This window comes from Lysinibacillus mangiferihumi, from assembly GCF_003049665.1.
Taxonomy (GTDB): domain Bacteria; phylum Bacillota; class Bacilli; order Bacillales_A; family Planococcaceae; genus Lysinibacillus; species Lysinibacillus mangiferihumi.
This window is the reverse complement of the sequence record NZ_PYWM01000012.1, coordinates 90,271-116,188: the sequence shown is the minus strand read 5'-3', so window position 1 is coordinate 116,188 and position 25,918 is coordinate 90,271. Positions and strand designations below refer to the sequence as shown.

The 25,918-nt window shown below is 38.4% G+C and carries 25 protein-coding genes and 1 other annotated feature; of the genes, 1 reads left to right on the top strand and 24 read right to left on the bottom strand.

Annotated elements, in window-relative coordinates; genetic code table 11:
- Nucleotides 1-53: 53 nt before the first annotated feature.
- Complete coding sequence (locus C9J37_RS13120; protein WP_107895688.1) at nt 54-1,232, top strand: AraC family transcriptional regulator; 1,179 nt, start codon at nt 54-56, stop codon at nt 1,230-1,232.
- 182 nt (nt 1,233-1,414) lie between these two features.
- Here the strand turns inward: C9J37_RS13120 and ileS are convergent, their stop codons facing one another.
- The 24 genes from ileS to mraZ form a co-directional block, all read right to left on the bottom strand.
- On the bottom strand, nt 1,415-4,183 hold the full coding sequence (ileS, locus tag C9J37_RS13115; protein ID WP_107895687.1) for an isoleucine--tRNA ligase: 2,769 nt from the start codon (nt 4,181-4,183) through the stop codon (nt 1,415-1,417).
- Nucleotides 4,184-4,362: 179 nt separating this feature from the next.
- Nucleotides 4,363-4,584, bottom strand: a binding site (T-box leader).
- 111 nt (nt 4,585-4,695) lie between these two features.
- Nucleotides 4,696-5,220 (bottom strand): DivIVA domain-containing protein, encoded by a 525-nt coding sequence (locus tag C9J37_RS13110; RefSeq protein ID WP_024362126.1) that lies wholly within the window; start codon nt 5,218-5,220, stop codon nt 4,696-4,698.
- 95 nt (nt 5,221-5,315) lie between these two features.
- Nucleotides 5,316-6,104, bottom strand: a complete 789-nt coding sequence (locus C9J37_RS13105; RefSeq protein WP_107895686.1) for a YlmH family RNA-binding protein — start codon at nt 6,102-6,104, stop codon at nt 5,316-5,318.
- A gap of 115 nt (nt 6,105-6,219) precedes the next feature.
- The gene (locus C9J37_RS13100; RefSeq protein ID WP_024362128.1) at nt 6,220-6,498 is read right to left on the bottom strand and encodes a YggT family protein; all 279 of its coding nucleotides are present in this window, start codon (nt 6,496-6,498) and stop codon (nt 6,220-6,222) included.
- Between the two features lie 20 nt (nt 6,499-6,518).
- Complete coding sequence (locus C9J37_RS13095; protein ID WP_024362129.1) at nt 6,519-7,013, bottom strand: cell division protein SepF; 495 nt, start codon at nt 7,011-7,013, stop codon at nt 6,519-6,521.
- The gene (locus C9J37_RS13090; RefSeq protein ID WP_107895704.1) at nt 6,997-7,701 is read right to left on the bottom strand and encodes a YggS family pyridoxal phosphate-dependent enzyme; all 705 of its coding nucleotides are present in this window, start codon (nt 7,699-7,701) and stop codon (nt 6,997-6,999) included. Before C9J37_RS13090 ends, C9J37_RS13095 begins: the two co-directional genes overlap by 17 nt.
- Nucleotides 7,702-7,873: 172 nt before the next feature.
- Nucleotides 7,874-8,110: a YlmC/YmxH family sporulation protein gene (locus C9J37_RS13085; RefSeq protein ID WP_024362131.1), complete on the bottom strand. Its 237-nt coding sequence runs from the start codon at nt 8,108-8,110 to the stop codon at nt 7,874-7,876.
- Nucleotides 8,111-8,307: 197 nt separating this feature from the next.
- A complete protein-coding gene (sigG, locus tag C9J37_RS13080; RefSeq protein WP_024362132.1) occupies nt 8,308-9,081 on the bottom strand; it encodes an RNA polymerase sporulation sigma factor SigG in 774 nt (257 codons plus the stop codon).
- Between the two features lie 114 nt (nt 9,082-9,195).
- Nucleotides 9,196-9,903 carry an RNA polymerase sporulation sigma factor SigE gene (gene sigE, locus C9J37_RS13075; RefSeq protein ID WP_024362133.1) on the bottom strand — a complete coding sequence of 236 codons (708 nt, stop codon included), beginning with the start codon at nt 9,901-9,903 and terminating at the stop codon, nt 9,196-9,198.
- Nucleotides 9,904-9,916: 13 nt separating this feature from the next.
- Nucleotides 9,917-10,750, bottom strand: a complete 834-nt coding sequence (locus C9J37_RS13070; protein ID WP_107895685.1) for a sigma-E processing peptidase SpoIIGA — start codon at nt 10,748-10,750, stop codon at nt 9,917-9,919.
- A gap of 201 nt (nt 10,751-10,951) precedes the next feature.
- On the bottom strand, nt 10,952-12,109 hold the full coding sequence (ftsZ, locus tag C9J37_RS13065; protein ID WP_107895684.1) for a cell division protein FtsZ: 1,158 nt from the start codon (nt 12,107-12,109) through the stop codon (nt 10,952-10,954).
- Between the two features lie 53 nt (nt 12,110-12,162).
- Nucleotides 12,163-13,446: a cell division protein FtsA gene (ftsA, locus tag C9J37_RS13060; RefSeq protein WP_024362136.1), complete on the bottom strand. Its 1,284-nt coding sequence runs from the start codon at nt 13,444-13,446 to the stop codon at nt 12,163-12,165.
- Between the two features lie 94 nt (nt 13,447-13,540).
- A complete protein-coding gene (locus C9J37_RS13055) occupies nt 13,541-13,912 on the bottom strand; it encodes a small basic family protein (protein WP_069510250.1) in 372 nt (123 codons plus the stop codon).
- A 7-nt stretch (nt 13,913-13,919) separates the two neighbouring features.
- Nucleotides 13,920-14,639 (bottom strand): DUF881 domain-containing protein, encoded by a 720-nt coding sequence (locus C9J37_RS13050; protein WP_107895683.1) that lies wholly within the window; start codon nt 14,637-14,639, stop codon nt 13,920-13,922.
- 150 nt (nt 14,640-14,789) lie between these two features.
- Nucleotides 14,790-15,518, bottom strand: coding sequence for a DUF881 domain-containing protein (locus C9J37_RS13045; protein ID WP_107895682.1), 729 nt, complete (start codon nt 15,516-15,518; stop codon nt 14,790-14,792).
- Nucleotides 15,496-16,329: a cell division protein FtsQ/DivIB gene (locus tag C9J37_RS13040; protein WP_107895681.1), complete on the bottom strand. Its 834-nt coding sequence runs from the start codon at nt 16,327-16,329 to the stop codon at nt 15,496-15,498. Before C9J37_RS13040 ends, C9J37_RS13045 begins: the two co-directional genes overlap by 23 nt.
- A gap of 21 nt (nt 16,330-16,350) precedes the next feature.
- Nucleotides 16,351-17,430, bottom strand: coding sequence for a putative lipid II flippase FtsW (ftsW, locus tag C9J37_RS13035; protein WP_107895680.1), 1,080 nt, complete (start codon nt 17,428-17,430; stop codon nt 16,351-16,353).
- A gap of 40 nt (nt 17,431-17,470) precedes the next feature.
- Nucleotides 17,471-18,820, bottom strand: a complete 1,350-nt coding sequence (gene murD / locus C9J37_RS13030; protein WP_107895679.1) for a UDP-N-acetylmuramoyl-L-alanine--D-glutamate ligase — start codon at nt 18,818-18,820, stop codon at nt 17,471-17,473.
- A complete protein-coding gene (mraY, locus tag C9J37_RS13025) occupies nt 18,820-19,791 on the bottom strand; it encodes a phospho-N-acetylmuramoyl-pentapeptide-transferase (RefSeq protein ID WP_024362143.1) in 972 nt (323 codons plus the stop codon). The genes murD and mraY overlap by 1 nt, the downstream gene beginning before the upstream one ends.
- Nucleotides 19,792-19,916: 125 nt before the next feature.
- Nucleotides 19,917-21,833: a stage V sporulation protein D gene (locus tag C9J37_RS13020; protein WP_107895678.1), complete on the bottom strand. Its 1,917-nt coding sequence runs from the start codon at nt 21,831-21,833 to the stop codon at nt 19,917-19,919.
- Between the two features lie 58 nt (nt 21,834-21,891).
- Entirely contained in the window at nt 21,892-24,108 is a 2,217-nt protein-coding gene (locus C9J37_RS13015) for a penicillin-binding protein (RefSeq protein ID WP_107895677.1), read from the bottom strand.
- A complete protein-coding gene (gene ftsL, locus C9J37_RS13010) occupies nt 24,105-24,473 on the bottom strand; it encodes a cell division protein FtsL (protein WP_069510267.1) in 369 nt (122 codons plus the stop codon). Before ftsL ends, C9J37_RS13015 begins: the two co-directional genes overlap by 4 nt.
- Nucleotides 24,474-25,424, bottom strand: a complete 951-nt coding sequence (rsmH, locus tag C9J37_RS13005; RefSeq protein WP_103977325.1) for a 16S rRNA (cytosine(1402)-N(4))-methyltransferase RsmH — start codon at nt 25,422-25,424, stop codon at nt 24,474-24,476.
- A 61-nt stretch (nt 25,425-25,485) separates the two neighbouring features.
- Complete coding sequence (mraZ, locus tag C9J37_RS13000) at nt 25,486-25,917, bottom strand: division/cell wall cluster transcriptional repressor MraZ (protein WP_024362148.1); 432 nt, start codon at nt 25,915-25,917, stop codon at nt 25,486-25,488.
- Between the last annotated feature and the right edge of the window lies 1 nt (nt 25,918).

Here is a 25,918-nt window from a genome sequence, read left to right as displayed (position 1 = left end):
TTAGTATTTTAGGCGTCGTATGGTACGTTGAGAATTCAATTGAAAAACAGCAAATGCTAGGGTGGTTAGAAGAATTCCTCCCTAACACATTTACTGAATGTACACAACCAAGTGCACATGAAGTAGTTATATTCGTCTATGAAATTAGGGGATTATTTGATTGGATTAAGGTCAATCGTTTAAAGAAACATTATCCTAACAGTATAATTGTCCCAATTGTTGCAGTACACCTAGCTTACTCGGCTGGTATTGCCATTGAATTAAATTTACAAGCGCTTCTTATAAAACCGTTGCACAAACAAAAGTTTTTACGAATTGTAAAAAAGCTTTATACTTCCTATAAAGAACAGCAAGCAAGTACAGTCACGATGCTTGAACTTTCGCAACAATTTCCTCAAGATCATACATCGCCGTTTCGCGAAGCGTTTTTGAGACGCTTAATACGGGGAGAAATCAACAATGAACAGGAAATTGTACAAGCCTCTTCCTTTTTATCAACTGACTGTATTCCCAATATCGTTTTCTTAATTCAAGGCTACGTAGATATTCAGCACAACCGACCGATTCCTTACGATGCTAGTAGTGTAATTACAAATGTTTTTCGTCAACATTTTGCCGATAAAGCACCGTTGTCCTTTTTAAATTTCGAGCGTTACTTATTACTGCTCATGCGGATTCCTATAACGTATACATCCTTTAAACATTGGGCAGAGGGCGTCACTACTTTACTGACAGTAATCGAGCAATTGAAAAACGATTATAGTATCCATCTTTTTATGGGCATTGGTGGTGTTTTTTTGCAATCTATGCAAGTCAAAGAATCTTATAGTCAAGCTAGAAAAGCACGTAGAAAGCCACCCGTCGATAATATTCATATACGATTTTATGAAGATTTAACGAAGCATGAACAGCTACAAAAGGCTATTCACTACATTGAGGAGCATTACGATGAACAGCTAGTTATTAGCGATGTAGCGAAATCTATTAATTTTAGTCCTACTCACTTTAGCCGATTATTTAAAAAAGAAACGGGTCGTAATTTTGTCGATTATGTAGCGTATACACGCATTATCAAAACACTCCCCTACTTGCGGAAATTTGACTACACCATTGAAAAAATCGCAGCAAGCTCTGGCTTTAATACACCCAATTATTACAGCCTTACATTTAAAAAATATGTAGGAATATCTCCAACGGATTACCGAAACACAATTGAAATATTGTTTAAATAAAGATTACTTTTGCATGTTTGTATCCTAAAAGCTATTCATCTAGACATCCTCGCTTGCCTCCCATTTATGGTCTACTTTCCACTATGTTCTTAATTTGGATCGGTATGTTCAACATGTTCCACGCATTCAAAAAAATGAGCAGCCGATCTAAAATCATCGAGCTGCTCATTGTTCATTAATTTTTATACATAATATTTTTCAACAACTTCGGCACAACGAGCACACACTGTTGGATGTGCTTCATTTGTTCCAACTGTTGCAGAAATTGACCAGCAACGCTCACATTTTTCGCCTGTTGCTTTTTCAACAACAATGGAAACATGTTCTAACGCTAACGCTTCAGCAGGGGCTGATTCAATTGCTGCTACCTCAAAAGCAGAAACGATAGAAAGTTGCGCAAAATCAATGTTTGCATCATGCAATAATGTTAACACTTCTTGGTTAGCATAAACTGTTATTTTCGCTTCAAGAGACTTACCGATTGTTTTAGCATTACGCGCTTCTTCTAATGCTTTTAGAATATCATCACGCACTTCGATTATCGCTGCCCATTTGCCACGAAGCTCATCAAAGTTTGCTTGCTCATCTACTGATGGGAAATCAGTTAATTGCACTGACACCTCTTCTACAACACCTTGTGCATGTAAGTAAGACCAAACCTCATCCGTTGTATGTGGAATAATTGGTGTCATGACTGTTACTAATGTCATTAATGTATCATACATGACTGTTTGCATTGCACGACGGTCTTTATTGTCATGCCCTTCAATATAAACAACGTCTTTTGCGATGTCTAAGTAGAAAGAAGATAATTCTACAGCAACAAAGTTATTCACCGCATGGTAGACAGCCGCAAAATCATAGCGGTCGTAAGCAGCACGCACCGTTTTTAAGACATCTTGTAAACGCATATAAATATATTGATCCATTTCGCGTAAATCTGCATAGGCTACACGATCTTTTTGTGGATTGAAATCAGCTACATTACCGTGTAAGAAACGGAATGTATTACGGATTTTACGGTACACTTCAGACACTTGTTTTAACATATCCATAGAAATACGCACATCAGCCGTATAATCTACAGATGCTACCCATAGACGTAGAATATCAGCACCATATTGGTCCATTACCTTTTGAGGGATAATAACGTTTCCTAGTGACTTACTCATTTTGCGACCATCGCCATCAAGAACGAAACCATGCGTTAATAAGCCTTTATAAGGCGCATAGCCATTAATCGCCACAGATGTAATTAACGAAGAGTTAAACCATCCACGGTGTTGGTCAGAACCTTCTAAGTAAAGATCTGCTGGATATTTCAGTCCACGTTCGACTAGCACACCTTGGTGAGATGAACCTGAGTCAAACCAAACGTCCATAATATCATTTTCTTTCGTAAACTCACCATTCGGGCTACCTGGATGTGTAAAGCCTTCTGGCAATAATTCTTTCGCTGTCATTTGGAACCAAATATTTGAACCATGTTCACGGAATAATGCAGAAATATGTGCAATTGTTTCTGGTGTAATGATTGGTTCACCATTTTCAGCATAGAAAATTGGAATTGGTACACCCCATGCACGTTGACGAGAAATAACCCAATCGCCACGATCACGGATCATATTATAAAGACGTGTTTCGCCCCATGCGGGTGTGAATGTTGTCGATTTAACCGCTGCTAATAATTCATCACGGAAGGCATCGATAGACGCAAACCATTGTGGTGTAGCACGATAAATAACTGGTTTTTTCGTACGCCAGTCATGTGGATACGAGTGCGTAAAGAAGCTTAATTTTTCTAATGCGCCAACTTCTTCTAATTTGGCAGTAACCATTTTGTTTGCATCATTGTAGAAGACACCTTCAAAACCTGGTGCTTCGTCTGTATAACAACCGCTGTTATCCACTGGACTAAGAATAGGTAAACCATAAGCTTTCCCAATTTGATAGTCATCTTCACCATGTCCTGGAGCTGTATGAACACAACCTGTACCTGCTTCAGCAGAAACATGTTCCCCGACCATAACAAGCGATTCTCGGTCGTAGAATGGATGTTGTGCTACAAGACGGTCTAATGCTTCCCCTTTTACTTCTTGGACAACTTCGTACGTTTCCCATTCAAGCTCTTTTGCAACTGTTTCTAACAATTCTTTCGCGATAATGAATTTTTTATCTGCTACCGCCACAACCACATAGATAAACTCTGGATTTAAAGAAATCCCTAAGTTTGCAGGTAGTGTCCAAGGTGTAGTCGTCCAAATAATAAGTTTCGCATCGGCTGGCACAACACCTTTAGCATCTTTAATGGCAAAGCTGACATAAATAGAAGCTGATTTAACATCTTTATATTCAATTTCCGCTTCCGCTAATGCAGACTCAGATGAAGGCGACCAATATACTGGTTTTAAGCCTTTATAAATATAGCCTTTTTCCGCCATTTTACCGAATACTTCAATTTGGCGCGCTTCAAATTCTGGTTTTAACGTAATATATGGGTTTTCCCAATCGCCACGAATGCCTAGACGGCGGAATTGTGCACGCTGATTGTCAATTTGCTCATAAGCATATTTTTCACAAAGCTCACGGAAATCTGCAATGGACATTTCTTTACGTTTAACACCTTTGTTTGTTAAAGCTTGTTCAATTGGTAAACCATGTGTATCCCAACCTGGAATATAGTTGACATGATAGCCAGTCATGGAGCGATGGCGTGTAATCATATCTTTTATCACTTTATTTAACGCATGGCCAATATGAATATCACCATTTGCATATGGAGGGCCATCATGTAACACATACTCTGGGCGACCAGCTGTACGCTCCATTTGTAATTTATTGATGTCCATCTCATTCCATTTTTCTTGCATTTTTGGTTCATTTGCTGGTAAGTTCCCACGCATAGGAAAATCCGTTTTCGGCATTAATAAGGTTTCTTTATATTCAACCATTTGTAATTCCTCCTTTATTTTTTGCAAACAGAGAACAACTGCTTAGCATCCATGGCATGCAGCTTCTTAAAAGCCTGCAACACAACTTGCGCTAAATATTTAAACGATGCTATTTCGAATGTCCTACGAATGATGCCCCAAAGTCAAAACAGTAACAACAAAAAAGCCTCTCAATCCCTGTAAGGGACGAGAAGCTTGAACTCGCGGTACCACCCTAGTTGTAGTACATAATATACTACCGCTTGAAAGCACGTTAACGTTGTGCGCTCCGAAATAACTTACTAGCCGTTCAGTTATTTAGCTCAGAAGTGATTTTCTTTGTTATTTGCTTGTATGGGCTCCCACTATCCCCAAATCGCTTGTCAACGCCTAACAAATACTGTCTTCGTCTCTGCCTTTATGCATATAAGTGCTTATTTTATTTACTATTACAATAGTATATGGAAATCCACGAATTGCGTCAAGTCATATTCATCACATGATACCTTCACTTTTTTAAGTAAAAGCCTTATTTACATTTCTTCTGACTCTTGCGCTTCCTCAACAGAAGACTGAATTTCTGTTAAATCAATATCATACTGTAATAAATGATCCCAATCATCTGCATTCAGTAAATCTAACTGTGCTTCTACAAGCATTTTAAAACGATTACGGAAAACTTTTGATTGTTTTTTCAACTCATCTATCTCGATTGTTACTTTACGTGCTTTCGTTAAGGCTTCATTGACAATGCGATCAGCATTTTTTTCAGCTTCTTTCACAATAAGCTTTGCTTCTTTTTGCGAATTTCTGCGTACTTCATCAGCCGCCTCTTGGGCAACAACTATAGATTTTTGTAATGTTTCTTCTAAAGAATTAAAATGTCTCGCTTGCTCTAAAGCCATTTCTAATTGCTTATCGACTTCTTTTTTTTCACGCAGTAGTTTTTCATAATCTTTAATGATTTGATCTAAAAATTCATTTACTTCATCTTCAGCATAACCTCTGAAAGATTTTGTAAACTCCTTATTATGTATATCAATAGGTGATAATGGCATACGATCCTTCTCTCCTTTACATGTACATTCGTAATTCTTATTATACAATTGTTCTAACAACTTAGCAGTAAAAATAAATGGAAATTACATGTTTTTTAGCCTTTTTGGGTCAATCGACCGATTTGTAAACGGATTTTATCTTTCTTTGTTCGGCCTTCAGTCATTATTATTTTCACTCGACCACTTCCACGTACTGACAAAATATCACCTTCTTGACATTCAAAAGCAACCGTATCTCGTTCAGTCCAGTTTACTCGCACTTTCTTTCCCGTAATAAGTGCTTGGGCTTTTTGACGAGAAATCTTTAATACCGTTGCAATAATGACATCTAAACGCATTGAAGAAACCGTATGTGACTCCTCCTGCCAATCCTCTTCATTTTCGATAAGCACTTGAAACTCTTTCATCGATTCGACATGTACTTTTACTTTCCCAATGCCCGTTAAATGAAGGCGTACATAATCTGCCACCTCTTCTGCCACCACAAACTGTACTTGCTGTTCATTGACACGAATATCCCCGAATTTGGCACGATCAAGGCCTAAAGATAAAAGGGCACCGAGGACATCAGGATGACGCAATTGCACAAACCTTGCAGGATAGTGAATAGTAAAGACTTTCAACTGGTAATCTTCCTTCTGGGGTTCAAAATACGTTGGGAAAATAAGCACGCGCTGACGCTCTGCCTCATGAAATAGACCATCGCTTGTTGTATGGAGCACATTATTTTGCCCAATAACAGATGCTACAATAAAACGCTGCCTTGGGTCTAAAAAATCTGTAAGTTTTGGGGCATAACGATCTTCCACCTCGCGCTGCCAGCTTACTACCTGCTCAATAAAGGGTTGCTCGTCCTTCCTAAAATGTTGTATTAAATGCTCCATCTATCGTTCACCTCATCTACCTCATCCATTTGTTCATTCATTAGAAACTACTACTTTTTTAAGCCTAGTATTTCCCCTTTACACAAAAAATCCCCACCAACTGTGAGGATTTTGACTAAAACATAAAGAATATTTTTTGAATTACAATAAAAAGCCCGTTTTTAATAAAATTCAACATAAATATTGCTACAATCGGAGAAATATCAATCATACCAATAGTCGGAATAAATTTTCTAAAAATCCCTAAATACGGCTCACATACTTTTTCTAAAAAACGGCCAATTGCTGAACTTTGAGCAGCTGGTACCCAAGACATTAAAACATATGCAACTAGCATAAATGAATACACAGTAAATGCTAAATCCACATAATGCAAAATGATATATAAAGTCATATAAACTACAATCCTCGCTATTAATTATCGTCTAAAATAAAATTTGAAATTTCGCCAGACACTTCTACATTATCTGGTGTGCATAAGAAAATATCTTTGCCTATACGTTGAATGTCTCCACCAAGTGCATAGACTGTACCACTTAAAAAGTCAATGATTCTTATACCTTGTTCTCGATCGATACGTTGTAGATTCACAATCGTTGCACGTTTGTTCTTTAAGTTTTCTGCGATATCTTGTGCCTCTGCATAAACTCTCGGTTCTACTAATACAACTTTCGCACCCTTTGTATTCATAGCTGCTTGTAAACTGACAATATTATTATTGGCAGCTGTACTTTGCGGTACAATTTCATGAATCTGTGCTTTACGTTCCTTAATGACCTTTTTAGGTTTAGCTGCATGAATCGGTTGTTGCTGCACGGGTTGTTGCTGTTGAATAGGAGCTTGCGTGATTTCTTCTTCTAATTCTTCTTCAAGATAAAAGAAGTTTTTAATTTTATTTTTCATGCTCATCCTGTTCCCCTCTTTCATTTCCAACAAGAGCCGTTCCGACTCGAACGAATGTAGCTCCTTCCTCTACCGCTATTTCAAAGTCATTAGACATGCCCATTGATAACTCGGTACAAGGCGCGTGTGCGAATCCTCGTTCGGCTATTTGCTGTTGACATTGTTTTAATTGCTTAAAAACAGAGCGAATGATAGTTTCGTCCTCTGTATTTGGTGCCATTGTCATTAGACCTACAACTTGAATTTTCGTAAAGTTTTGTAAAGATTCAATAAATGTAACTGCGTCATCAATCGTTAAACCATGCTTTGATTGTTCACCTGACACATTAACTTGTACAAAACATTTTACAGGTTTTGTTGCTCTTTTTTCAATCTCTTCAGCTAAACTTAAACGATCTAATGAATGTAAGTAATCAATTTCATTAATAACTTGTTTTACTTTTCGAGTTTGTAATGATCCAATATAATGCCAGTGTACATTTGCTTGAATGGCTTCAATTTTTTGCTTTAAGCCCTCAGGACGATTTTCACCTAAATGTATAAGCCCTGCATCAATTGCTTCTTGTGTTCTTTCAACGGAAACCTCTTTCGTTACAGCAATAATTTGAACGTTAGTTGCTTCACGATTTGAGCGTTGTTGTGCTGCTTTTATTTGACTATTAATTTTGTCTAAATTTGTTAAGATTTTCGTCACTGTTTTTCCCAACTTTACAACTTAGTTTCCTTTATTGTAACAAGCAACTCTTGATTTATCAATGAATAGCCTGACCTATTAAATGCTGATACATTGACGTTGCTTAAACGGCATGAGGGGCTACAGTCTTACTGTTCAAAAAATTGGAGCAAGCCGCACAGATGCTAAGATTCTACGATAATGCCTTTACTAGAATGACATCCTTTCCTACAACAAGAACATCCTTCATATGGACTTTTCTAATCGACTCTTCACCTCTAAAAAAACCTAGATACTTTCTCGGCTCTGCAATCATAAACGCAGTGACATAGCCAGTTTCTTTCGATACCTCTGCATCTACGACAAAGCCTAAAAAACGTCCATTGCCTGCTTCTATTACTTCTTTTTGCTGTAACATTGAGAAACGCATTTGTATCCCTCCTAGTAAATCAATACCACTCATTCCAGTGTCAATTTTAATTTAAGCTAACTTGCTGCTACACAGAGCAACATGCTCACATTATTGTTCTTTATTAGCTTTAATAAAATCTATGACATGTACCATCGTTTTATTTTTATCAATGAAGATAAAATGCGCACCGAAAGTTTCGGGTGCGCATTGTCTACTCACTTATAGTCTTTCTGCATTGTTTCAATGGCATTTTTTTCAAGACGTGAAATTTGCGCTTGGGAAATCCCTAATTCTTTGGCAATTTCAGTTTGTGTCTCACCATAATAAAAACGCTTTGCTACAATCATTTGCTGACGTACATCTAATTTTTGCAAGCTTTCCTTCACCGACACGTAGGCAACCCATTGATCTTCCGATACATCATCATCACGTAATTGGTCCATCATATAAACAGCGTCTCCACCGTCTGCATAAATAGGCTCTTGTAATGATACTGGGTCTTGAATGGCATCTAAAGCGAATAATACATCTTCCTTTTTCATGTCAATCATTTCAGCAATTTCTTCAATCGTTGGTTCTCGCAAATTATCGGTTATCCATTGTTCTTTTGCCTGCATCGCCTTATACGCAATATCTCTAAGAGAACGAGAAACACGTAGTGCATGATGATCACGCAGATGGCGACGAATTTCACCAATGATCATTGGTACAGCATATGTTGAAAATCGCACATTATGCTTTAAATCGAAATGATCAATGGCTTTCATGAGGCCAATACAGCCTACCTGAAATAAATCATCTGCCTGTTCACCCCTATAGGCAAATCGTCCGACAATACTTAGCACTAACCTTAAATTGCACATTACAAGCTCTTCCCGAATCTCGGTTTCTCCTGCTTGTAATCGAATGAAGAGTTCCTTCATTTCTTCGTGCTTTAAAATTGGCAAAGTCGATGTATCTAAGCCGCAAAGATCTACTTTTGTTCGCATATTCGATTCCTCCGGATGTTATTCTCTGACTAAACCGTTACATCAGTTTGTCCGACAGAATCGAGAATATGCAGAAAAAGCGCGACCAATTTTAGGTAGGATAAATTTCCCTATCTAAGATATTGGCTGATTTAAATTTTCTCGTAAATCTTGAATAATTTTCTTTTCTAGCCTAGAAATATATGATTGCGAAATACCTAAATGATCGGCTACTTCTTTTTGTGTCATTTCTATTTTCCCGTTTAAACCGAAACGACATTCCATAATATATCTTTCACGTGCACCTAATAAATTAATGGCATGGAACATATGCTGACGTTCAATTTTCTTTTCAACATTATCTAAAATAATATGTTCCTCTGTGCCTAAAATATCAGACAATAGTAATTCATTTCCGTCAGCATCAGAATTTAGTGGCTCATCTAGTGAAACTTCACCCTTCATGCGACTCGTTTTACGTAAATGCATCAAAATTTCATTTTCAATACAACGTGATGCGTACGTTGCAAGTTTAATATTTTTATCTGTATTGAACGTTTCAATCGCTTTTATTAAGCCAATTGAACCAATACTAATTAAATCTTCAATCGGCGTACCCGTATTATCAAAACGTCTAGCAATATAAACAACAAGACGTAAATTACGTTCAATAAGTGTATCTCTAGCTCGTAAATCTCCGTTCATAAAGGATGCAATGACTGTGACTTCTTCTTCTCGACTTAGTGGCACTGGCAATGAATCATTTCCCCCTATATAGTACGTTTCACGACTCCGAAACTTACCCCATAATTTTTTCAAGCTAGCAAGTAGCCTAAGAAGCAATAGTTCTCCCCCTCTATGAGTTATTTGAAAGCGCTGAAAAATGTAAAATTGCTGCTGTGCTATGTGGAAAATTTTTAGCTTTTTTCGTTAACACGATATATTCATTTGTTTTCACTTGTGATGACTCCCCTTTTATATGCCATTCATCAAAGCGAAAACCTAAAACTACTGTTTGTTGCTGTACAGTATTAACATGAATAAATCGAATAAGACGCTGATAATCTACTGAAAACATTGATACATCGTAAGGATCTGTTTCTTGCCATTGCATTAATGCTTCACGAATTGTCGCTGGTAAATAAGGCCGTAGCGCTGCATATGAAACAAAATGAACAGGTTTTCCCGACAGTGGCTCAATACATTGATTGCCTGTATCTACAAATGCCGAAAGTGGAATTTCTTTGTCAAAAACCTTCAAGGTTGTTTGAAATACAAACTGTCCACTTACTCGCTCTAGCTTAACAAAGCCCCATTGCTTATAAAAAATGATTAAATTACCAACTGCGAGCAATAAGCAAAGTACAATAAAATGCATGACAGAAAGATTCTTTAAATACGGTTGTAATGCTGTTAACAGTCCGCCGATAACAATGGTAGCTGTCAGGACAATCGGCCCTTGCTTTTGAAAGCTTCGAAGCTTAAAGCGAAAGGCTAGACCGATTAGTACAATGAAACTTAGCACAATCGTAAGCAGCGTTTGACCACCAATTACAGCTATTAAACTACTAATTATTGAACTCATTAATAATCTCGTATTCTTTACAAAAACGCCTGTAACTTTTGCTGTAAACGTCAGTATTGCTAGATTATAAAGCGTATTAATGAGCACCAGCCATTCTCCATACATAACAGCCGCCTCCTACTTACAAAGTTAGCATGCCAACGCTACAAATATTGTCAAACAATCGCATGATTTCCTAAAAATGTTTTGACAAAAAACATCGTTTCCTTACACAAAAAGTGCCAGGCACGCAAACAATTCAGAATTGTTTGCGTGCCTGGCACTTAAAAAACTCGTATTTTACATGATGTAAAATACGAGTGTTGATTATCCACGATTTTTACGGTTACGTAAAAATGCAGGTACTTCTAACATATCATCTTGTGCATAATTTTGATGATTTTGACGCGGTTGTTCTTGTTGTACATGTACTTCTTGACGTTGCTCACGAATAGGTGCTTGTTGTTGTGGAGCAGCTTGTCGATTATTATTAATACTCGGACGCGCATTTCCTCGGTGGTGTTGTAATGCCTCTTCTGAGAAGCCTGTTGCAATCACCGTAACAATGATTTCATCTTTTAAATTTTCATTAATAACCGAACCGAAAATCATATTCACTTCTTCATCTGAAGCCGATGCCACAATATCTGCAGCTTCTTGTACTTCAAATAAGCTAAGGTTAGAACCACCTGTAATGTTCATCAGTACACCTTTAGCGCCATCAATAGATGATTCCAGTAATGGACTTGAAATTGCTTTTTTAGCAGCTTCTGCGGCACGATTTTCACCTGTCGCAATACCAATACCCATTAACGCAGAGCCTTTGTTAGACATAATTGTTTTTACGTCCGCAAAGTCTAGGTTGATAAGACCTGGTGTTGCAATTAAATCCGAAATACCTTGTACACCTTGACGTAAAACGTTATCCGCTTCACGGAAAGCTTCCAGCATCGGAGTCGATTTATCGACAATTTGTAAGAGCTTGTCGTTCGGAATGACGATCAAAGTATCTACGGCTTCTTTCATGCCTCCGATACCACCGATTGCCTGTGTTTGTCGTTTGCGTCCTTCAAAAGTAAACGGTCGTGTTACGACACCTACTGTTAGAGCTCCTAAATCGCGGGCAATTTGTGCGATAACTGGTGCAGCACCAGTACCTGTGCCACCGCCCATTCCGGCTGTAACGAATACCATATCCGCTCCGCGTAATACTTCTTCTAATTGTTCACGGCTTTCTTCTGCCGCTTTCTTCCCTACTTCTGGATTAGCTCCTGCTCCTAAACCACGTGTAAGCTTTGTACCGATTTGTAGCTTAATTTCAGCTTTCGATAAATTTAAAGCCTGTGCATCAGTGTTCACAGCGATAAAATCAACGCCTTGTACACCATGCTCTATCATTCGGTTAACAGCGTTGTTACCGCCACCACCCACACCAATGACTTTTATAACTGCAAGTTGATCGACACTTGTATCAAATTCTAACATTCTTTTTTCCTCCCACGGTAACTCGACTCTGTATCATTCATTACGCATTCAAGTTAATCAAAAAATTTATCAAATAATTTTTTTGCTCTACCGATTACGCTTCCTTTTGATTCTGAAGGTGCAGCATATTCTTGCTTTTTAGATGCAGGCGCTTGTGCACCGACAACCGCATATTCAATAGGCTGCGTATTCGTACCTTTTCCGTAAAAATCATCTTCTAAATAGGCGTAACGAATCAGTCCAACTGCCGTCGTAAATGAAGGCTCTCTAACGCCAATATAATCTGGAGTATATATTCTAACACGCGTTTGCAGTATTTGGCGTGCTAATTGAGCAATACCATCTAGCTTTGCAACACCACCTGTTAAAACAACACCGCCTGGCAAATCGCGAACGCCTAAACGTGCTAACTCATCAATTACTAGTTCAAATAGTTCTTCTAATCTTGCACCAATAATTTCAGAAATATAGCGTTGGCTGTACTGGTCCCTAGAATCTGTACCTACAACTGGCACTTCAAACAGTTCATCGTCTGAAGCATCATCGTAAAAGGCATGTCCAAATTGGTGTTTTATTTGCTCCGCTTGATCTGTCGGTGTCTTTAAAACAATTGAAATGTCTTTTGTAATATGATCACCACCTACTGGAATAACCCCAGTATGTGTCAGTAGCCCTTCTTCAAATACTGCAATAGTCGTTGAGCCACCACCCAATTCAATAAATGCTGTTCCTTGGTTTTTCTCATCTTCCGTTAATGCAAAAAAACCAGCAGCAAGTGGTTGTAAATAGATTTCTCTAATGCTTAGTCCTGCTTTCTCTACGCAACGAAGTACATTGTGTAACAACGTTTTAGAGGTCGTAATCATTGTCGCATCCATTTCGAGACGAATACCTATCATACCTCGTGGATCTTTAATTTCATCTAAATTATCTACTATAAACTGTCTAGGAATGATGTTGACTAATTCACGTTCAGGAGGTATTGACATGACTTGTGCAGATTCTACCACTCTGTCTAAATCATCATCTGTAATTTCTCTATTTTCACTATTTACAGCGACAACACCTTTAACTAGTTGTAACATCGTCTGGTTCGCTGGAACGCCTAAAACGACTTCATCGATTTGATAACCAGTCATCCGCTCTGCTTGTTCTACTGCTTTTCGAATAGACTGAACTGTTGCATCAATATCAACAATCGCACCTTTTCGAACACCATTCGATTTTACATTACCGACCCCAATTACATGTAATTGTCCGTCGCTCATTTCACCTATTAATACTTTGATAGAGGAAGATCCTATATCAAGTGATATATACAATTCCTGTTGATTCAATTCGCTGCACCTCCTTGAAAATACTCTTAATTTCATTCTATTGTAAATCTTGCATAATGTCTAAGCAAATCGAGTATTTTGATCAATTTTTCTCTCATTCTATGGAAGTTTTCTTCTTGTTGTGACGTTTTTCATCTAATCGAGTTAGTAAAATACGCCTAATAATTGCTATATTTTGGAACAAACGTACTCCAAAAGCGAAAATGGCTGCTAAATATAAGTCTACACCTAAATTCACACCTAAAAATGCCAATCCCGCCGCAAGAACTATATTAAAAAAGAAACCTGATACAAATACTTTATCGTCATATACATGCTGTAATTGAGCTCGTATACCGCCAAATAACGTGTCTAAAGCAGCCAGCACTGCTATAGACAAATAATTTTCATAAATAGAGGGGATTTGGATATTTGTTAACAAGCCTAGTGCTAGTCCCAACACCAAACCTAGAAATGGTAGCCACATAGTTTATTTATTCTCCTTTTTTGACCTCTGTTAAATAATCATTCGTCAACGGCTGATCGTATGCCGGTATGGTTACCAATTCAGTCGGCTCCTCTATTACTAAATTAAAATTATCTAAATAAAATGAATCGATAAATGTGGAAGCTTGAATGGAATTATACATTTTTTGAGCTGCCTTAAATGTCGTTGTCCCAACATAAATTTCGAATGGTGGCGAAGAAAGTGCTACACTGTTCACCGTTGTTTTCCCATTGATGTCCCTAATGGCTGAGGTATGAACAATACGATTTCCATCAATTGCAACACTAGCAGCATTATATTTATATAATTCATTCAGTAATTGGGTAAGTAAGTCTGGAGAAATCTCTTTTATTTCATACCCCATTGCTACTAATTCTGGGGCTGGCTCCACTCGAAGTATCACCCCAGGACCTGTTATATCCGTAAGACCTGCCTGTTGTTTTAAACGATTTACTGTCTCATTTAAAACACCTTGTAAATTAGTTTTTTCAGATTGCTCATAGCGACCCACTACCTCATTGAGTGAGCGAATATCTGCTAATAATGTGGAATGCCTTTTCTTTTCTTCTGCTAATTCCTCTCGTATGGCCCAAATATCTCGTGTATCTCGCTCAGCTGGTTTTTGAATGGTATTGTATTGTACCGCTATCATCAAACCGATAATAAATAGCACGATCGTTATTCGGGTGTACATATTTTTTTTCAAAATAGCCCCTCCTAGACGCATCGCAAACAATTACTCCTTGATATCATCAAATTTAGACTTTGCATTCCATAAATACAAATAATGATCTAGGACATCCACAGGAGGCTTAACATAACTTTCAGCCTATGTTCATACATAGATTCGCAGTAGTTAACTTTCTATTTTTACATTAGGCATCATTAACTTTTGATTTTCTTCTAAGGACACCACAATGTTGTCATTTAACAACTGATCTACTACACCACCACTTAAGTTCAATGAAGCGCGGAGTGTCCCCGAATCCCCAATAGCCTCGATGACAAATGGAGCTGGGTGTTGCTTGCCGTCAATTGTAATAACAGGCCCATTACATCTAATATAAGAATTCGCCATGACCCGTTGTCCATTAATGGCAATCGCTTGTGCTCCAGAAATTTTTAATTCATTTAGCAACTTAAAAACATGACTTTCGTGGACGATATAATCATTAGGGTTTGCAGATTTAGGATCGTAATCACCATCTTGAAGCGTAATACGTATACCCTTTCCTTCTGAATTTAAATCACCTAATAGTAAGCGTAAATCTTCTGCTTCTTGAACTAATTTCTTAGAATCCTTTTCATTTGATGCAAATTTCTTTTCATAGTGCCGAATCTTTTCTTGTAACATGTTGGCTTCTTCTGTGAGTTCTTTATTGCGCTCTTGTTGTTCAATGAGCTCCTCACGATATGAATCTTCTTGTTCAAATAGCTCTGATTTAATGGCGCTAGTTTGGCGATTGTCCTTCGCTTGGTTGTAAGAATAGCCGATGATAAACCCAGTTGTTATGCAAACGATGAGCAGCTCAAATTGTTTCCTCGTAAAGAAATTCCCTTTGCTATTCTGTTTCTTGTTGTTCATCTTCATTCACTTCCTGATTGGCCACTTTTCCATCAGGGTTGTCCTCCATATCAATGTTCACTTTGTTGTACTCATCATTAAAGGGACGGTAATAAGAGCCGACTTCTATGTCGATAACTCCCTTTTCTAAATCTGCAATTTGCGCAACAATGGATGGATAATAATTTAGCTTTTCAGCTAATGTTGGTATCACTGCACGTACTTCATAGCCGTCATTCATATAAAGCTTGACCGCATTAGGATTGGCCTCATTACTGTTAGTATTGACTTGTGAGATTAAGGCTAAAACTTCAGGTTTTAAACGGGCTAATTGCTCTACAAGTTTGTTAATTGTTTTTTCCCCCGTTATGCCAATAAAAACGGGCGCATCAATCGGGATATTGTCGCCAGCTTGCTCAAATTTTTTACCATTCTCTAATAATGGATAATAGGTTCCATCACCCGCTAGATACGCAACTTTTTTCCATTCCTTAATATCAATCGTTACGCCTCTCAGCCATTTACGCTTCACTTGTACCTCTTGTACCCATTTGTCCTTTAGTATAGCCTGTTCTACATCTTTAACCGTAAAACCCCACATCGACTTTCCTGGTGCAAGTGTACTAGCATTTAAGTAATATTGTTCGTCAGCTAGTTTAGCACCGTTCACCGTAATGTTTTTAATATCACTGTAAGGAGATTGAAAATAAAGGAGTACAGCTAGCACCAAAAAGAAAAGTAATATTAGGACTATGAATTTACGATTTGTACGCTTTTTTCGTCGCAGTTTTAGCGTAGGTATGCGATCTTCTATATCAATTACTTTCTCCATAAAAGTACTCCTCCTTTATATTTATTTCGCTAATTGATAAATAATACCTATTATTAACCACATTGTTACTAAAGATGTTCCACCATAGCTAATAAAAGGTAATGTGACACCGGTTACAGGAACCAAACCGATAACTACTGCAATATTTAAAAATGCCTGCACCGTTAACATTGTCACAAGTCCAATAATGGCGTAATAGGATGTTCTTGATTTAGCCTGTACTGCAAATTTATAACCAGCGTATATTGTCAACACAAACAGCGCTAAAATAACAAGTCCACCTACTAAACCGATTTCTTCTAAAATAATCGCATAAATAAAATCATTTTGTGGTTCAGGTAAATACAAGAACTTTTGTCTACTTTGGCCAAAGCCATGTCCAAAAATCCCTGCTGGACCAATTGCCATTAACGATTGTACAGCTTGGAATCCACTGACTAAAGGGTCGGCCCATGGATCAAGAAACGCTTCAATTCGTTTAAGTCGATACGGTGCTGTTGCAATCAATCCTACTAATCCAGCAATTCCCGCTACCATAATCATTGCATAAAGTTTTAACGGATAACCTGCCACAAATAACAGTAAAAAAACAGAGACAACGAGTATAAAAACAGAGCCAAAATCGGGCTGAAGCATAATCAGTGCAACCGGTATTATTACTATTACGGCATGACGCCAATTTACTACTGGTGTTCCGGTTTTATGTTGCGCCAATATATGACTCATGTAAACAAGAACGGTAATTTTCGTTAGTTCAGCAGGTTGTATGGTTAATGGTCCAACACCAATCCAACTTTGTGAACCATTTCGCTCAAGACCAATCCCTGGTATAAGAACAAGGACAAGTAAAACCAACGAAAATAGATAAGCCATCTTCCAAAAGGATTGCTCTTTCAAGATTTCTAATCGAATCGTGATGAAAAACACGACAATGCCTACCCCAAAATACAAACTTTGTTTCATATAAAACGGCATTTTTCCACTATAATGAACGGCACTCCAATAGGTACCTGCAGAATAGACGAAAATAATGCCGATTACTGATAGCATCAAAGTTGTGACGAGCAATAAATAGCTTTCTTTCCCTCTCAGTAATGCCATCCTTCCACGTCAAGTATATTCTAAAATAGTTACAGGCTCGTTACAGCTTCATTACAGCATCAATAAAAACATCCCCACGGATTTCAAAGCTGTCATATTGATCCCAACTTGCACAGGCAGGTGATAATAAAATAACATCTCCTTCTGCAGACATTGGTGCGGCATAATGAACTGCATCCTCTACATTTTGAGCAATGACCGTTTGTGAAACACCACAAGACTTAGCAAATTCTACAAAGCGTAAGCCCGTTTCACCGAACGCTACTACACCTTTGACATGCCCCATGCAAGGTCGTAACTCTTCAAAAGAATGTCCACGGTCTAAACCACCCGCTAGCAAAATAACGGGTGCTTGGAATGCATCTAGCGCACTTTTCGTTGCTAGGCAATTAGTTGCTTTAGAATCATTATAAATTTTCCGACCATTCCACTCACGGACAAATTGGGTACGGTGACGGACACCTCCAAATTTAGCTAAAACCTCTTCCATTTTAGCTTTTTCGCAGCCGATCAATATACATGCTGCTACTGCCGCTAAAATATTTTCTAAATTATGTTTACCTGGCAATGCAATACTCGCTCTGTCCATAAACGGTTCACCTTGCCAATAGATTGTTGTATCATCGGCACTAATCCCTTGCTCGGTACGTCCTTTCGAAGAAAACGGCACTTTCTGTGCATTGGATTTTGCAGCATAGCCCACAACAATCGGCTGATCCGCATTGAAAATGAAATAATCTGTTTCATCTTGATTGCGTGTTACGCCAAATTTTGCTTCAGCATAGTTATCAAACGTACCGTGATAATCAAGGTGTGCATCATAAAGATTTGTTAATATAGAAATTTTTGGTTTAAATGTTTTAGTACCCATCAGTTGGAATGATGAAAGCTCTGTCACAATGACATTATCTTCTTGTGCTTCTTTTGCTACACCACAAGCTACGGTGCCAATATTACCTGCGATTAATGGCTTCTTCGCACCATTTTCCAGCATTTCGAATATTAATGTCGTCGTTGTCGTTTTACCATTAGAACCAGTAATACCAACAAATGGTGCATCACTAATTAAATAAGCAAGCTCTATTTCTGTCCATACAGGAATTTCACGTTTTATCGCATCTGCTACGATGTTATTGCTATACGGGATACCTGGATTTTTAACGACTATTTCAAAGCCTTCATCAAGTAAATCCTCGGGATGACGACCACAAATAACGGTAATGCCTTTTTGCAATAGACCTTGTGCATCAGGGCTTTCATCAAACGGCTTAGAATCATTGACTGTCACAAAGGCGCCAAGCTCATGTAAAATCTCCGCTGCTGCAACACCACTTTTAGCTAGGCCTAAAACAAGGACTTTTTTATGTTGTAAATCTGTATACTCTCTCATTAGAACGCCTCCGATAAGACTGCAATCAATGCTACTGCTAAAGCAGTTGACCAAAAGACAAGTACAACTTTCCATTCTGACCAACCTGATAATTCAAAATGATGGTGGATAGGGCTCATTTTAAAAATACGTTTTTTGCGAATTTTAAAGCTACCCACCTGCAAAATTACAGATAGTGTTTCAATAACAAACACTAATCCAACTAATACAAGTAAAAACTCTTCTTTAACTAAGACAGATACCATCGCTAATGCACCACCGAGTGCAAGTGAACCGGTATCTCCCATAAATACCTTTGCAGGGTTTGCATTGAATAGTAAAAACCCTAACAAAGCACCCGTTACCGCAAATGTAAATAAAGCGATATCAGCTTGATCTTGGAATAGCGCAATTACACCGAATGCCGCAAAAGCAATAGAAGCTGTACCTGCCACTAGCCCGTCTAGACCATCTGTTAGGTTAACAGCATTAGAGAAACCAACTAACCAGAAAATTAAAAACGCTACATAAAAAATACCAAGATCAATTGTCCAGTCTGTAAAAGGAATAGCTAATGTGGTATCAAAAGAACTTGCGTGTAATAAGAAGTATGCAAGTATTGCAATGACAATTTGCCCTATTAACTTTTGAATAGATGTCAACCCAAGATTGCGTTTAAAGATAACCTTCAAGCCGTCATCTAAAAAGCCAATCAAGCCAAAGCCTACGAGCACAAGTAAAAGGACCACAGTTTGTGAGGTGAATAAATCTAAAAAGCTGCCAATGCCAACTGTTGTAAGAATGATGGCGATTAAAAAGATAATGCCCCCCATTGTTGGTGTGCCTGCTTTTTTCATGTGTGATTTTGGTCCTTCTTCACGAATACTTTGCCCAAACTTCAATCGACGAAGAAGTGGAATACTAATTGGTGCCAAGATAACTGTTACTATAAAAGCAATAGCTAAAATGGTAAGCGTTGTTGCGAGTTTCATTGAAAAATCTCCTTTAAATCTTGTTTCACTTTCTTCTTCACGAAAAAAGCACAAACTCTCATATAATTATTACTACCCTTCATAATAATAGTGGTTCTTTCCCTTTTTTTAAAGGTAAAGTTACATTAGTTCACTAAATATAAATGAATGGTGCCGTCTTGTTTGATAACACTATCCACTTCAGGTAATTGACTACCAATTTTAGCTCCTTCTCCATGCCATTCAATACGGAATGGATAATGTTGCTTGGCAATGTCATCCTTCGTTTGACCAATAAAACTAGGTACTTTCACAGTAAGTGGGTCACCCCAACGATAATCCTTTTCAAGCTGTTCCTTTGATTTTTCAATGCCAATAAAAGGTGCTACATCTTCAATAATTTGACCAACAATCGGAGCCGCTACCACGCCACCAAATTGCGTTGTTTTCTTCGGATTATCCACCGCTACATATACGACAATTTGTGGATTATCGGCTGGTGCAAAGCCTATAAAAGATACGATATACTCGCCATCTTTATACCGGCCATTTTCAACTTTTTGTGCTGTACCTGTTTTACCCCCAATACGTAGACCATCTCGATACGCTTGTCGACCTGACCCCTTCGCTACTACCGACTCTAATGCTTCACGTACTTTTGCAGACGTTTCTTCACGAATTACTTGCCTTTTAATAACTGGTTTTGTTTCGTTAATCGTTTCACCCGTATCTGGATTAAATATTTTCTTTACAACATACGGCGTATACAGCTTGCCCCCATTGACTGCAGCAGCTACTGCTTGCACCTGCTGGATTGGTGTTACGGCTACCCCTTGACCGAATGAAGTGGTCGCTTGTTCTACAGGGCCAAATGCCTCTTTCGAAAATAGTATCCCTGAAGCTTCACCAGCAATATTGGAGCCTGTTTTTTCTCCAAAACCAAAGTCTTTAATATACTGTAATAATCTTTCACTGCCCAAACGTTGACCTAATTCGATAAAACCAGGGTTACAAGAATTTTGTACAACTTCTAAAAACGTTTCATGTCCATGACCTTCACGCTTCCAACAGCGCAATCTAGCACCGGCAACCATTGTAAAGCCTTGATCGTAAAAAGTATCCTTTTCCAAGTCCACCAAGTTCTCTTCTAAAGCAGCGCTAAGCGTAATAATTTTGAATGTAGAACCTGGCTCATAGGTCATCCATACTGGCAAATTCCGATTATAGATAGCAGGCTCGACCTGTTGATATTCAGCCGGATGAAAAGTTGGATAGGAGGCTAAAGCTAGTATTTCACCTGTATTAGGATTCATTGCTACCGCCATTGCCTGATCTGCTTCATAACGTTCCATTGCCTGTGATAATTCACGTTCAACGACCTGCTGTACATCGACATCAATCGTTAGCTCGATTGTTGCCCCATCTTCTCCTGCTTTCCATGCACTTGCAACATTGGGTAAGTTATTACCTTTGGCATCTGTAAAAAGTCGTATAGCTGAAGAATTTGCTCGCAATAGTTTGTCATATTCATATTCTATACCTGCTAGCCCTTGCGCATCATATCCTGTAAAACCTAAAAACCGCGATAGAAGCGTGCCATAAGGATAATCCCTTGAGTAATCCACACCGCTATATAATCCCTCAATTTGCATGCCTTGTAGTTGAACCGCTTTCTCGTAAGAAATATTTTTCCCTTCAGGTGCTAGCTTTACTAAGTACGCCTTTTCCTGCATTTTTTCCAACAGTTTTTGTTGGTCTACTTCGAGTACTTGTGCTATTTTTGCGGCTGCTCCTGCAATATCTTTACTTTGCGAAGGCATAAAATATAAGGTAGGCGCCAGCTTATTAGTCACAATACTATTACCATCCCTGTCCGTAATATGTCCTCGCTCATTGGCAAATGGAATTTCACGATCCCAGTTTTCTTCTGCTTTCTGTGTCAATTCTTTTTGGTCAAATACTTGTAACACAAATAACCGAATAACTATCGCTACAGCTACACACAAAAACAAAACATATAAAATACGTAAACGTTTTTTGGAATGGATAGAAATCCACTTCATTCGACATCACACCTTGTTTTTTACAACGTATGAAATAAAGTGGACTTCTATTCAATGGCTATTCATCATCTACCTGTTCAATTTCTCCTTCAGACGGCGCTTCAACATCTTGTACAAAGCTTTCAGCAGGTGTTTTCAACTTCACTACAATTGGCGCACTATCTGAAATCACGGTACCTGCAGATACACTTTGACTGACTGCAAAGCCCTCTCCAACAACTTCAATTTCTAGACCTGACATGGATTTGAAAACTAATAGATTACGTAATGACCAGTTTGTAAAGTTTGGCAATGCAATATCCCCTGCTGTTTTCAAAAAGACAAAACTACCTTTGACAAGTTTTTGTCCACCTTTCGGATATTGTTCTAAAATTTCTCCTCCAGCTCCAACAATTACTGGATTTAATCCATCATTTTCTAGTTCAACTTGAATAGCTTCCGCATGCTGACCAGTATAATCTTGTATAGCTGTATGATTTACATGCTGAACATCAGCAGGGCTGATATTTAAATGTTTTAAACTATTTTGCATAACTGGCTTAAAGATTTTGGAAACTGGTACAGAACCTAACTCACCTTTAAGCTTTGGCTTTTCCACCGACACATACATAATGAGTTGTGGATCATCGTATGGCGCCATTCCTAGGAATGAATACAAGAACTGATTGGCTCCCCATGAATAGGTACCGTTTGCCTTTGGAATCTGGGCTGTACCCGTTTTACCAGCTACTTGGTATTCATCGAGGATAAAGTCCTTCGCTGTCCCAAACTCTGATGTTAATGTCGAAGCAAGAATTTCACGTACTTGTTTTGCTGTATCTGCTGACACCGGTTGGCCTTTTTCTTCCGGCTCATGTTGTTGGATAATTTCACCAGTTGAGGAATCTACAATCTTATCGATAACGTACGGCTGCATCATCTTACCGTCATTCGCAATCGCTGTCATCGCTTGGATTAGCTGTATCGGTGTCACGGTTGAACCTTGCCCATACGTCGTTGTCACGCGTTGAATTGGATACTTCGATAAAATCGTACCCGTTGCTTCATTCGGTAAATCAATGCCTGTTTTCTTACCAAAACCGAATTTACCTAAATAATCAACAAATACATCATCACCAATACTTTTTAATAAATGGGCCATTGCTGTATTAGATGAACGTTGGAAACCTTCTAGATACGTAATTCTGCCCCAACCTACTTGGTTATGATCTCGAATTGTACGATCATGCACTGTATATTGCCCAGACCTAAATTTATCGTATGGCACCCATTTACCAGTATCGATGGCAGAAGCAAGCGTGAATGTCTTCATCGTCGAACCTGGTTCAATGGTTTCTTCAATCACAGCATTGAGCCATTTCATATTCGCACTTTCACGTGTATCTGGATTAAAAGTTGGACGCTGTGACATCGCTAATATTTTCCCTGTTTTCGGTTCAGCTACAACGACAATCATTGACTCGGGATTATATTCTTTCTCAACTTGCGTCATCGCATCCTCTACGAAACTTTGAATCGTTTTATCAATTGTTAAAAAGATATTATCGCCATCTTTTGCAGGTGTCACCATTTTTTCACTGTTTGGTAATAAGTAACTAAAGGCATCAGTTTGATATTTTACTTTGCCATTAACACCCGTTAACTCCTTGTCATAGGTAAGTTCTAACCCCATTTTCCCTTTCGTCGTTACGGTGCCGTCCTTATTGTCCTCTTTCAGAGCAAAACCAATTAAATGTGAAGCAAAAACACCATTCGGATAATAGCGTTTTAAATCGCTAACAAACAAAATCCCAGGTAATTTTTCTTCTTTAATTTTGCTCATGACTTCATGGTTAATGCCTCTACCTGCCACGCCAAACTCCACCTGATATGGCAAAGTTCCATCACTGCGGAGCTTCGTTAGCCTTTTATAAATATCCTCTTTATCCATTTTGATATATTCACTTAAGATTTCTGCCGTTTTTTCAGGGTCTACAACATGACGGGGTCTCTTTTCATCTGTAGTAGCCTTATCACTAACTACGGCAATTAGTCGATAACTAAGCGTATCTTCAGCTATAACTTGTCCATTTCTATCAAAAATTTTGCCTCGGTTTGCTGTGATTGCACTTTCTTTGTTATATTTAGCCGCTGCTTTTGCAGCGAGCGCTTGTCCTTCTGCTTCACCTGTCGCCTGCAATGTAATCATTCGCGTGAATAATAGAAAAAAGAGCCCTCCATAAAAAACTAGTAATAGAAAGGCTCCCCATTGGAATCGAAATCTCTTTTTTTTCATTCTCCCGGCACTACCTTTACATTTTTCTCATTTTGAGTTAAACCGAGTTCTTTTGCTTTTTTCCATATATTTTCGTATGTAGAAAGTTCACTTACACGAACTGTTAAGTCAACATTCTGTTTTGCAATCTCATCTGCTTCTGCTTCGATTTTTTGAATGTCCATGCTTGTCGTTTGAATCGCTGCTTGATTATTCAAAACTAACACTGACAATACAACTATGATACTAACTAAAGCAAGTAGCATCATTTTTTCAAACTTCTGGTTCGTTTTTTTACGACGTATGATAGTGGGTTGTGGACTAGGTGGTGTTATCGGTTGTTGCACATGTTGCTGTTGGTGCTGCCTTACACGTACTGCTGCCATTTACTCACGCCCTTTGTCGTTAATTTTCTCCACCACTCTAAGCTTCGCTGAACGAGCTCGATTGTTAACTGCTAATTCTTCCTCAGAAGGTAGAATCGGCTTTCTAGATATAAGCTTTAAAGTTGGCTTCATGTCATCAGGAATTACAGGTAAATTTGGTGGTAATTCCGGTAAAGATGACGCTTCTTTAAAAATAGTCTTGCATAGGCGGTCTTCCAATGAATGGAATGTAATAACACTAATACGGCCACCTACATTAATCATATCAATCGCATCGACTAACGAATCCTCCGCCGCGCCTAGCTCGTCATTCACAGCAATTCGAATTGCTTGAAATATGCGCTTCGCAGGATGTCCACCTTTACGGCGAGCCGCTGCTGGTATACCCTCTTTAATAAGTTCTACAAGCTGTCCTGTTGTTTCAATTGGAGCCGTTTTACGAGCCTCTTCAATTTTACGAGCAACTTGCTTCGAAAATTTTTCTTCCCCATAACGGAAGAAAATACGAACTAAATCTTCGTATGCCCAGTCATTCACGACATGATATGCTGTAAGCGCTGCCGTCTGATCCATGCGCATATCGAGTGGTGCATCATGATGATAGCTAAAACCACGCTCTGGCGTATCTAATTGCGGAGAAGAAACGCCTAAATCATATAAAATGCCATCTACTTCTTGAATACCAAGTGCTAGTAGCTCTTCTTTTAAATAGCGGAAATTCGAATGAACAAATGTAACACGCTCTAAATAAGGAGCTAATCGAATTTTCGCATTTTCAATAGCCGTCGTATCTTGGTCAAAACAAATGAGACGACCTTTATCAGATAATTGTTGTACTAAATATTCACTGTGTCCTGCTCCACCAAGCGTACAGTCCACATATACACCATCAGGATCGATGTTCAACCCATCAACAGTTTCTTTTAATAGCACGGTTGTATGATCGAACATACCAATCGCTCCCCTCAGGCCTTAACCTTTTCAGTTGACGTTTTCACGTCTAATACAAAAATTAAAAATCAAAGCCAATCATATTTTCTGCAATTTCATTAAAAGATTGTTCAGACTCCGCAAAATAAGTTTCCCAAGCATCTTTTGCCCATATTTCAATTCGATTCGAGACACCTAGCACAACACATTCTTTTATTAAATGAGCATGTTGCATAAGTGTTGAAGGAATATTAATACGACCTTGCTTGTCTATTTCTACTTCCGTCGCACCTGAAAAGAAGAACCTGGCAAAAGCACGAGTATCTTTCTTTGTCATCGGTAAACCTTTTAATTTTTCTTCGAGTTTTCGCCATTCATCCATAGGATAGCCAAACAAACAATTATCAAGTCCGCGTGTCACAACAAAGGTTTCACCTAAGGCTTCACGAAATTTTGCGGGCACGATTAATCGTCCTTTCGCGTCAACAGAGTGTTGATATTCTCCCATGAACATG

Bases quoted from the DNA above. Each gene is read 5' to 3' on its own strand.
- C9J37_RS13120 (WP_107895688.1), top strand. From the start codon at position 54: ATGCTAGGGTGGTTAGAAGAATTCCTCCCTAACACATTTACTGAATGT.
- ileS (WP_107895687.1), bottom strand. From the start codon at position 4,183: ATGGTTGAATATAAAGAAACCTTATTAATGCCGAAAACGGATTTTCCT.
- C9J37_RS13110 (WP_024362126.1), bottom strand. From the start codon at position 5,220: ATGCCATTATCACCTATTGATATACATAATAAGGAGTTTACAAAATCT.
- C9J37_RS13105 (WP_107895686.1), bottom strand. From the start codon at position 6,104: ATGGAGCATTTAATACAACATTTTAGGAAGGACGAGCAACCCTTTATT.
- C9J37_RS13100 (WP_024362128.1), bottom strand. From the start codon at position 6,498: ATGACTTTATATATCATTTTGCATTATGTGGATTTAGCATTTACTGTG.
- C9J37_RS13095 (WP_024362129.1), bottom strand. From the start codon at position 7,013: ATGAGCATGAAAAATAAAATTAAAAACTTCTTTTATCTTGAAGAAGAA.
- C9J37_RS13085 (WP_024362131.1), bottom strand. From the start codon at position 8,110: ATGCGTTTCTCAATGTTACAGCAAAAAGAAGTAATAGAAGCAGGCAAT.
- sigG (WP_024362132.1), bottom strand. From the start codon at position 9,081: ATGCGAACAAAAGTAGATCTTTGCGGCTTAGATACATCGACTTTGCCA.
- C9J37_RS13070 (WP_107895685.1), bottom strand. From the start codon at position 10,750: ATGTATGGAGAATGGCTGGTGCTCATTAATACGCTTTATAATCTAGCA.
- ftsZ (WP_107895684.1), bottom strand. From the start codon at position 12,109: ATGTTAGAATTTGATACAAGTGTCGATCAACTTGCAGTTATAAAAGTC.
- C9J37_RS13055 (WP_069510250.1), bottom strand. From the start codon at position 13,912: ATGTGGCTACCATTTCTAGGTTTGGTGTTGGGACTAGCACTAGGCTTG.
- C9J37_RS13045 (WP_107895682.1), bottom strand. From the start codon at position 15,518: ATGAACAACAAGAAACAGAATAGCAAAGGGAATTTCTTTACGAGGAAA.
- C9J37_RS13040 (WP_107895681.1), bottom strand. From the start codon at position 16,329: ATGGAGAAAGTAATTGATATAGAAGATCGCATACCTACGCTAAAACTG.
- ftsW (WP_107895680.1), bottom strand. From the start codon at position 17,430: ATGGCATTACTGAGAGGGAAAGAAAGCTATTTATTGCTCGTCACAACT.
- murD (WP_107895679.1), bottom strand. From the start codon at position 18,820: ATGAGAGAGTATACAGATTTACAACATAAAAAAGTCCTTGTTTTAGGC.
- mraY (WP_024362143.1), bottom strand. From the start codon at position 19,791: ATGAAACTCGCAACAACGCTTACCATTTTAGCTATTGCTTTTATAGTA.
- C9J37_RS13020 (WP_107895678.1), bottom strand. From the start codon at position 21,833: ATGAAGTGGATTTCTATCCATTCCAAAAAACGTTTACGTATTTTATAT.
- C9J37_RS13015 (WP_107895677.1), bottom strand. From the start codon at position 24,108: ATGAAAAAAAAGAGATTTCGATTCCAATGGGGAGCCTTTCTATTACTA.
- ftsL (WP_069510267.1), bottom strand. From the start codon at position 24,473: ATGGCAGCAGTACGTGTAAGGCAGCACCAACAGCAACATGTGCAACAA.
- rsmH (WP_103977325.1), bottom strand. From the start codon at position 25,424: ATGTTCGATCATACAACCGTGCTATTAAAAGAAACTGTTGATGGGTTG.
- mraZ (WP_024362148.1), bottom strand. From the start codon at position 25,917: ATGTTCATGGGAGAATATCAACACTCTGTTGACGCGAAAGGACGATTA.